We start from the raw sequence: 7,072 nt of genomic DNA on the forward strand, positions 1-7,072 counted from the left end.
ACGTCAGGGCTCCGGGGACCTCAGAGCGCCCAGGAGCCCGGAACGCCGAGGAGCCCGGCACTCCCCCGCAGTGGGGAAGCGCCGGGCTCCTCGGTCGGCCGGCCGAGCGAGCGGCCGGCCGGAATCTCAGTCCAGGTAGTCGCGCAGCACCTGGGAGCGCGACGGGTGGCGCAGCTTGGACATGGTCTTCGACTCGATCTGGCGGATGCGCTCACGGGTGACCCCGTACACCTTGCCGATCTCGTCGAGCGTCTTCGGCTGGCCGTCGGTCAGACCGAAGCGCATCGAGACCACGCCGGCCTCGCGCTCGCTGAGCGTGTCGAGCACCGAGTGCAGCTGCTCCTGGAGCAGGGTGAAGGAGACCGCGTCGGCCGGGACGACCGCCTCGGAGTCCTCGATCAGGTCACCGAACTCGCTGTCGCCGTCCTCGCCGAGCGGGGTGTGCAGCGAGATCGGCTCGCGGCCGTACTTCTGGACCTCGATGACCTTCTCGGGGGTCATGTCGAGTTCCTTGGCCAGCTCCTCCGGGGTGGGCTCGCGGCCCAGGTCCTGGAGCATCTGGCGCTGCACGCGGGCGAGCTTGTTGATGACCTCGACCATGTGCACCGGGATGCGGATGGTGCGGGCCTGGTCCGCCATGGCGCGGGTGATCGCCTGCCGGATCCACCAGGTCGCGTAGGTGGAGAACTTGTAGCCCTTGGTGTAGTCGAACTTCTCGACCGCACGGATCAGACCGAGGTTGCCCTCCTGGATCAGGTCCAGGAAGAGCATGCCGCGGCCGGTGTAGCGCTTGGCCAGCGAGACCACCAGGCGGAGGTTGGCCTCCAGCAGGTGGTTCTTGGCCCGGCGGCCGTCCTCGGCGATGATCTCCAGCTCGCGCTTGAGCTTCGGCGCGAGCTTGTCGGCGGCGCTGAGCTTGTCCTCCGCGAAGAGGCCGGCCTCGATCCGCTTGGCGAGCTCGACCTCCTGCTCGGCGTTGAGCAGCGGGACCTTGCCGATCTGCTTGAGGTAGTCCTTGACGGGGTCGGCGGTGGCACCCGCGACGGCGACCTGCTGGGCCGGCGCGTCGTCCTCGTCGTCGTCGGAGAGGACGAAGCCCTCCGACTCCTCCTCGGGCTCCGCCTCGGCCTTGTCGGCCGGCAGGGCGGTGTCCTCGACCAGCAGCTCCTCGTCGCCCGAGGCCTCGTCGCCACTGCCCTTGCCTGCGGCCTTGGCGGTGGTGGTCTTCTTGGCGGCGGTCTTCTTGGCGGGCGCGGCGGCCTTCTTCGCCACGGCCTTCTTGGCCGGGGCGGCGACGGCCTTCTTCACGGTGGCACCGATCTCGGTGACCGTCTCGACGACGGTGACCTCGGCGGCCACCGCAGCGGCGACGGCCGCGGCGGACGGGGTCGCCGAGGGGGCGATCCGCACCGGCGGCTTGGTGGGGGCGGACGGCGTGCGGGTGGTGACCGCCTTGGTCGCGGTGCGCTTGGTGGTGCTCTTGGCCGCAACGCTCTTGCGCTTGGCGCCCGCCGGCTCGGCGGCGCTGACCATCAGATCCACCCCCTCCTCAATCAGAACCTGGTTGAGGCTGCGCATGACGTTCTTCCACTTGGTGACCGGGATCTGGTCCGCCTCGAACGCATGGCGCACGTCGTCACCGGCGATCTGCCCCTGGGCCTTGCCCCGCTCGATGAGCGCGAGCAGAGCCGCGGACTCGGCAATCTCGGGGGGGAGCGAACGGGATGTGCTGGCCGACACGAACAACCTCTCGGACGATGAGTGGACTCGAACCCCGGCCCGGCTGCCCGGGCCGACCCGGATGCGCCGCCGCACGCCAGCGCGCGGTAACGGTTCCGGTCGACTCGGGGGTGGGGACGTGGACTGGGTCTGTAGGACGGCAGCAGCGCCGCAGACCAACACAGCATTCTGACATGCCCGTGTTGTTCCGGAGCTGCTTCCGCTCCGTACACATCGCTGCCGCCCCTCAAGTGTTACGCATGGCCTTCGTGGCGCCCGTCACATCGCGGCGCGGCGGATCACCAGCGGCTGTTCGGGGGGCGTCCGCAGCGCCGTTCGGGGTGTCCGGCGAGGTACCCTGCGCGGCCCGGGTGCGACGACGGCCCTCCGGCCGCCCCGTCCGGGCGGCTGAAGGGCCTGGCGCCACCTCCGGCCGGGCTCACCGCCCGGTCAGTGCTCGCGGGGTGCCGGGACGGAGGGCTCGACCTCCGCCGGGTGCACGGTCAGCAGAGCCCGGATCGCCGCCTCCGCCGCGGTGCCGTCACCGGTGCCGAGCGCGTCCACCAGCCGGACGTGCAGGCTCAGCGAGGGGTCGCCGGGGCGCTCGCAGGTGGTGGTCGGGCCGCCGGAGACCTGGAGGGCGCAGCCGACGATGCCGGACAGGTGCTCCAGCATGCGGTTGCCGGCCATCTGCAGGATCAGGCCGTGCAGCTCGGCGTCGGCCCGGGCGTAGTTGACCACGTCGCCCTGGGCGCCGGCGTGGCTCATGATCTCCGTCAGCTCGACCAGCCGGTGCTGGACGTCCTCCCGGCCGTGGCCGGCGGCCAGCCGGGCGGCCAGCGGCTCGATCGCCCAGCGCAGCTCGAACAGCTCGCGGCGCTGCTCGTCGCGCTGCGGGCCGAAGGCGCGCCACTCGATGATGTCCGGGTCCAGCAGGTTCCAGTCGCCGACCGGGCGGACCCGGGTGCCGACGTTCGGGCGGGCGCTGACCAGACCCTTGGCCTCCAGCACCCGCAGCGACTCGCGGACGACGGTGCGGGAGACCTCGAACCGCTGGCCGATCTCCTCGGGCACCAGCGGGCGGTCGGCCCCGAGGTCGCCGGAGACGATCATCTGGCCGAGCTGCTGGACCAGCTGGCCGTGCAGGCCGCGGCCGCGGCTGCTGGTGGTCTTGCGGCCGACCCGGGACAGGTCGGACTCGGAGCCCTCCCAGCGCGGGGCGGGCGGGGTGGGCCGGTCGGCATAGGGGAAGCGGTCCAGCTCGCCGGGGCCGATCGCGTCGGCCGGGCGGGCTGCGGTCATGGTGGGGTGCGCAAGGGTACTCACACGTCCTTTGTCGGCGATCGGGGGGCTCGCCTTGAGGATTCTCGTGAAAAGCACACGAAAGGGTGATCGACCGTGACCGGATAATTGACTTCTTATCAGGCAGAACCTGTCATTCCGGACTTGAGCGTGAACAGGCTCACTGACGTTCGGTCACCGCGGGCGAGGATACCCGGACCGGTCAGAACGCACGACGGCGCAGCTGCATCAGCAGGCACAGCAGCAGCAACGCGACTCCGGGCACGGCCAGGGCCACCAGCAGCTCGGCCGCACCCGCCACCGGCAGCGCGGCCGCCGGGCGCGGCCACCCCATCCAGTCCGGCGCGAGCTGCCCGGGGCCGTACCGGAACGGCATCAGCTCCGCGAGCCAGCCGGGCCGGCGGACTCCGGCCCGGCGCAGCGCCAGCGCCGAGACGGGCGCCAGCAGCAGGGGCAGGGCGGCCAGCATGAGCAGTCCGGCCAGCGCGCTGCGCACCACCGAGGTGATCAGCAGACCGGCCCATCCGCTGATCACGACCAGGACCAGGAAGGCCGCCAGCGCGAGCAGCGGACCGGCCCAGGCCGCCTCGCCGACCAGCTCGGGCCGCAGCAGCGCCGGGTCGGTGTACCCGCCCAGGGTCACCCCCGGCGGTAGCGCCAGCCGGACCACCAGCGCATCGGTGGTCAGGGTCACCAGCGCCAGCGCCAGCGCGACCGGGGTCAGCACGGCGAGCTTCGCCGCCAGCAGCGCGAACCGCCGCCCGACGGTGACCCGGGCGGCCGGCAGGCCGGGGTGGCGCATCTCGTGCCGGTACGACAGCGCGCCCAGCACGCCGGCGCCCAGGGCCGCGATGGGCAGCGGCAGCACCGGGAGCAGCGCGGTGAGGGCGTGGACGGCGTCGGCGGCGGAGAGCTGCCCGGCCGGCAGCTGCCGGGTGAGCACGGCTGCCGTCGCCACGTCGCAGCACAGCACGGTCGCCACGATCAACCAGGTGGAGCGGAGGCTGCGCAGACGGCGCACCTCGTAGGCCAGTACGCGCACGGTCACTCGCTCAGGTGGTCGGGCCCGAGGGCCGGGCGGGCGGAGGCGGGGTGGTCGGAGCGGTCGAACCGGTCCGTCCGGTCAAGGTGGTCGACGCTCTCGCGCGACTCGGGCCGGGCGGGCGCCGCCGGGACCAGGTCGGCGTGCGCCGACTCCGGGACGGGGCCGCGCTGTTCCGGGGTCGGCGGGTGCGGATGCTCACCGGGCGGCCGCTCCACCGCCAGGTGCTCGCCGAGCGCGGCGGTCTCGGTCGCGGACGGGCGCGCGTGGCGCCGGCCGCGCGGTTGTTCCGGGCCCTGCGCCTGCGGCTGGACCTGGAGCTGGACCTGGCCCGAGCGACCGGAGGCAGCCGGCAGGGTCGGGTGCGGGACCGGCTGATCGACCACCCGGTCGGCCAGCTCGTGCAGCAGGATGCCGTGCCGGTAGGCGAGTTCGCCGATCTCGGTCCGGGCGATGCCGCTCACCGCGATGCCGGCGGTGCCGTCCGGGCGGACCTCGACACCTTGGGCGACCAGCAGGTCCGCCAGCCGGGCCATCTGCGGGCCCCGCACGGCGACCTCGCTCCGGAGCCTGGCGCGGCGGAACTCCGTCACCGGCTGGTCGGCCGTCAGCCGCCCCTGGTCCAGCGTGATCACCCGGTCGGCCAGGGCCGCGGCCTCCTCCGGCACCCTGGTGGTGACCAGCACCGTCCCGCCGGCCACCGCGAAGGAGCGGAGGAAGGAGTGGAACCACTCCGCGGTGCGCGGGGAGAGGCCCTCGGTGGGGGCGTCCAGCAGCAGGGTGGCCGGACTCCCGAGCAGCGCGCCGGCCAGCGCGAGCCGCCGGTTCATCCCGGGCGAGAAGGACCGCAGCCGGTGGTCGGCGACGGTGGCCAGCCTGGTCTGCTCCAGCAGTTCGTCCGCGCGGCGGGCGGGCACCCCGACCGCCGCGGCCAGCATCCGCAGGTGGGTGAGGGCCTGCTGCCCCGGGTGGCCCGCGGCGCCGGCGGCGAGCAGGACGCCCACCTCGCGCTCGGGTCGGCGCAGCTCACGGTAGGTGCGGCCGCCGAACAGGGTGACGCCCTGGCCCCGTTCCAGCTCCACCATCAGGCGCACGGCGGTGGTCTTGCCCGCACCCTCGGCGCCGAGCAGGGCCGTGACCGCCCCGGGTCGCGCGTCGAAGGTGAGGTCGAGCAGCGCCGGCGGGCGCCGGCGCCGGTAGGCCTTGGTCAGTCCGGTGATCTGGATCATCGCTGCGGGCTCCCATGTCCTCGTCCGACCGGGTCTGCGAGGCATGGGGGCGAGCCCGCCGGTGCCTGCGCCAGCACACTAGGGCGCGATCGGGCCGAATTCGGGCATTACGGGCGGTTCCCGGGCGGCGTGGCCGTCCAGCTCACTCGATCAGGGGACCGGCCGTCAGCCCGGAGGGAGGCAGCTGCCCTCCGGGCGCGCTCAGCCCTCGGGGCGCAGCATCGGCGGGTTGAGCACGGTGGCGCCACCGGCGGTGAACAGCTGCGCCGGGCGCCCGCCCTGACGGGTCGTGGTGCCGCCGGAGGGCAGCAGGAAGCCCGGGGTGCCGGTCACCTTGCGGTGGAAGTTCCGCGGGTCGAGCGTGACCCCCCAGACCGCCTCGTAGACCCGACGCAGCTCCCCCACGGTGAACTCCGGCGGGCAGAACGCGGTGGCCAGCGAGGAGTACTCGATCTTCGAGCGGGCCCGTTCGACGCCGTCCGCCAGGATCTGGCCGTGGTCGAAGGCCAGCGGGACGCCGTCGGCCGGGGTCTGGCCGAGCAGTTCGCCGACCGGCGCCCAGCGTGCGCCGCTGGCGTCGCCACCGGGGCGCGGGGTCGGCAGGTCGGGGGCCAGCACCAGGTGGGCGACGCTGACCACGCGCATCCGCGGGTCGCGCTGCGGGTGACCGTAGGTGGCGAGCTGCTCCAGGTGCGCGCCCGCCGAGGCCTGGCCGGGGGCGGAGGAGGCCCGCAGCCCGGTCTCCTCGGCCAGCTCTCGGGAGGCCGCCTCGGCCAGCCCCTCGTCGGGGCGGACGAAGCCGCCCGGCAGTGCCCAGTAGCCCTGGAAGGGTGCCTCACCCCGCTTCACCAGCAGCGCGCAGAGCGCGTGCTCGCGAACCGTCAGCACCACCAGGTCGACCGTGACTGCGAACGGGGGGAAGGCCGACGGGTCATAACGCGACATGGCGTCGATGATAGTCGTCTCTTTGACGATAAGCACAGAGCCCGTCCCGGCCGGTGTCAGGTCCGGCCAGACCCCGATCGCCTGCCCCTGATACCGGTCAGCCCGCGCCGAGCTGGAGCCGGGCCGAGGCCTCCTCCACCACGGCCACGCCGATCCGGCTCACCCGCACCGAGAACGGCTCGCCCGCCACCCGCAGTCCGGTCAGCTGAAGCTCCCCCAGCGGCGCGGTGCTGGCGGGTCGGACCGCCACCCGGCCGGACGGGACGTCGGGACGGACACCCGCGAGCGAGAGGACGAGGTGGACGGCGGCCGCCGCCGAGACCGCCGCCGGACGGCAGGCAGCCGGGTGCGGCGCCGGCGGGCAGTGCGCCACCCGCTGCTCCCCCGCGTACATCTCGGGGAGCCGGCCCTCGAAGTGTCGGGCGGCGTCCAGCAGGCCCTCCAGCAGGACGCCGGCCTCCCGCTCGAAGCCGGCCTCGGCCAGCCCGGAGACGGCGAGCACCGTCTCGTGGACCCGGACGGCGCCGCTGCGGTGGCCGAGCGGGTTGAACCGCGGCGACTTCGCGCTCAGGGTGCGCAGGCCCCAGCCCGCGTCCAGCTCGGGTGCGACCAGGCGCTGGGCCAGGATGCGGGTCTGCTCGCGGTCGAGCAGGCCTTCGTGGAGCTCACCCTCGCCGCCCAGGCCGCGATCGAGCAGATGCACGAACGAGGCCGCGACGGCGGGCACCACCCGGGCGCCGGGGAGCAGCGCGGCGGCCGGCCGGCCGCCTGACAGGTCGTCGATCCAGAACCGCTCCCGGAAGCGCTCCCGCAGCCGGGCGGCCCAGGCCCGCCC

At 74.1% G+C, this 7,072-nt stretch carries 5 protein-coding genes and 1 pseudogene; all 6 read right to left on the minus strand.

Annotated elements, in window-relative coordinates:
• Positions 1–126 precede the first annotated feature (126 nt).
• Positions 127–1,746: an RNA polymerase sigma factor gene (locus tag AB0K43_RS27615; protein WP_363644383.1), complete on the minus strand. Its 1,620-nt coding sequence runs from the start codon at positions 1,744–1,746 to the stop codon at positions 127–129.
• Positions 1,747–2,169: 423 nt separating this feature from the next.
• Positions 2,170–3,045: a FadR/GntR family transcriptional regulator gene (locus AB0K43_RS27620; RefSeq protein WP_363644385.1), complete on the minus strand. Its 876-nt coding sequence runs from the start codon at positions 3,043–3,045 to the stop codon at positions 2,170–2,172.
• Between the two features lie 178 nt (positions 3,046–3,223).
• Complete coding sequence (locus AB0K43_RS27625) at positions 3,224–4,069, minus strand: hypothetical protein (RefSeq protein WP_363644387.1); 846 nt, start codon at positions 4,067–4,069, stop codon at positions 3,224–3,226.
• Positions 4,066–5,292 carry an ABC transporter ATP-binding protein gene (locus tag AB0K43_RS27630; RefSeq protein ID WP_363644389.1) on the minus strand — a complete coding sequence of 409 codons (1,227 nt, stop codon included), beginning with the start codon at positions 5,290–5,292 and terminating at the stop codon, positions 4,066–4,068. Before AB0K43_RS27630 ends, AB0K43_RS27625 begins: the two co-directional genes overlap by 4 nt.
• Before the next feature lie 201 nt (positions 5,293–5,493).
• Entirely contained in the window at positions 5,494–6,237 is a 744-nt protein-coding gene (locus AB0K43_RS27635) for an NUDIX domain-containing protein (RefSeq protein WP_363644391.1), read from the minus strand.
• A 97-nt stretch (positions 6,238–6,334) separates the two neighbouring features.
• Positions 6,335–7,072 (minus strand): annotated as a pseudogene (locus AB0K43_RS27640) (glycogen debranching protein); the annotation flags it as partial.

The organism is Kitasatospora sp. NPDC049258 (assembly GCF_040678895.1).
Lineage (GTDB): Bacteria > Actinomycetota > Actinomycetes > Streptomycetales > Streptomycetaceae > Kitasatospora.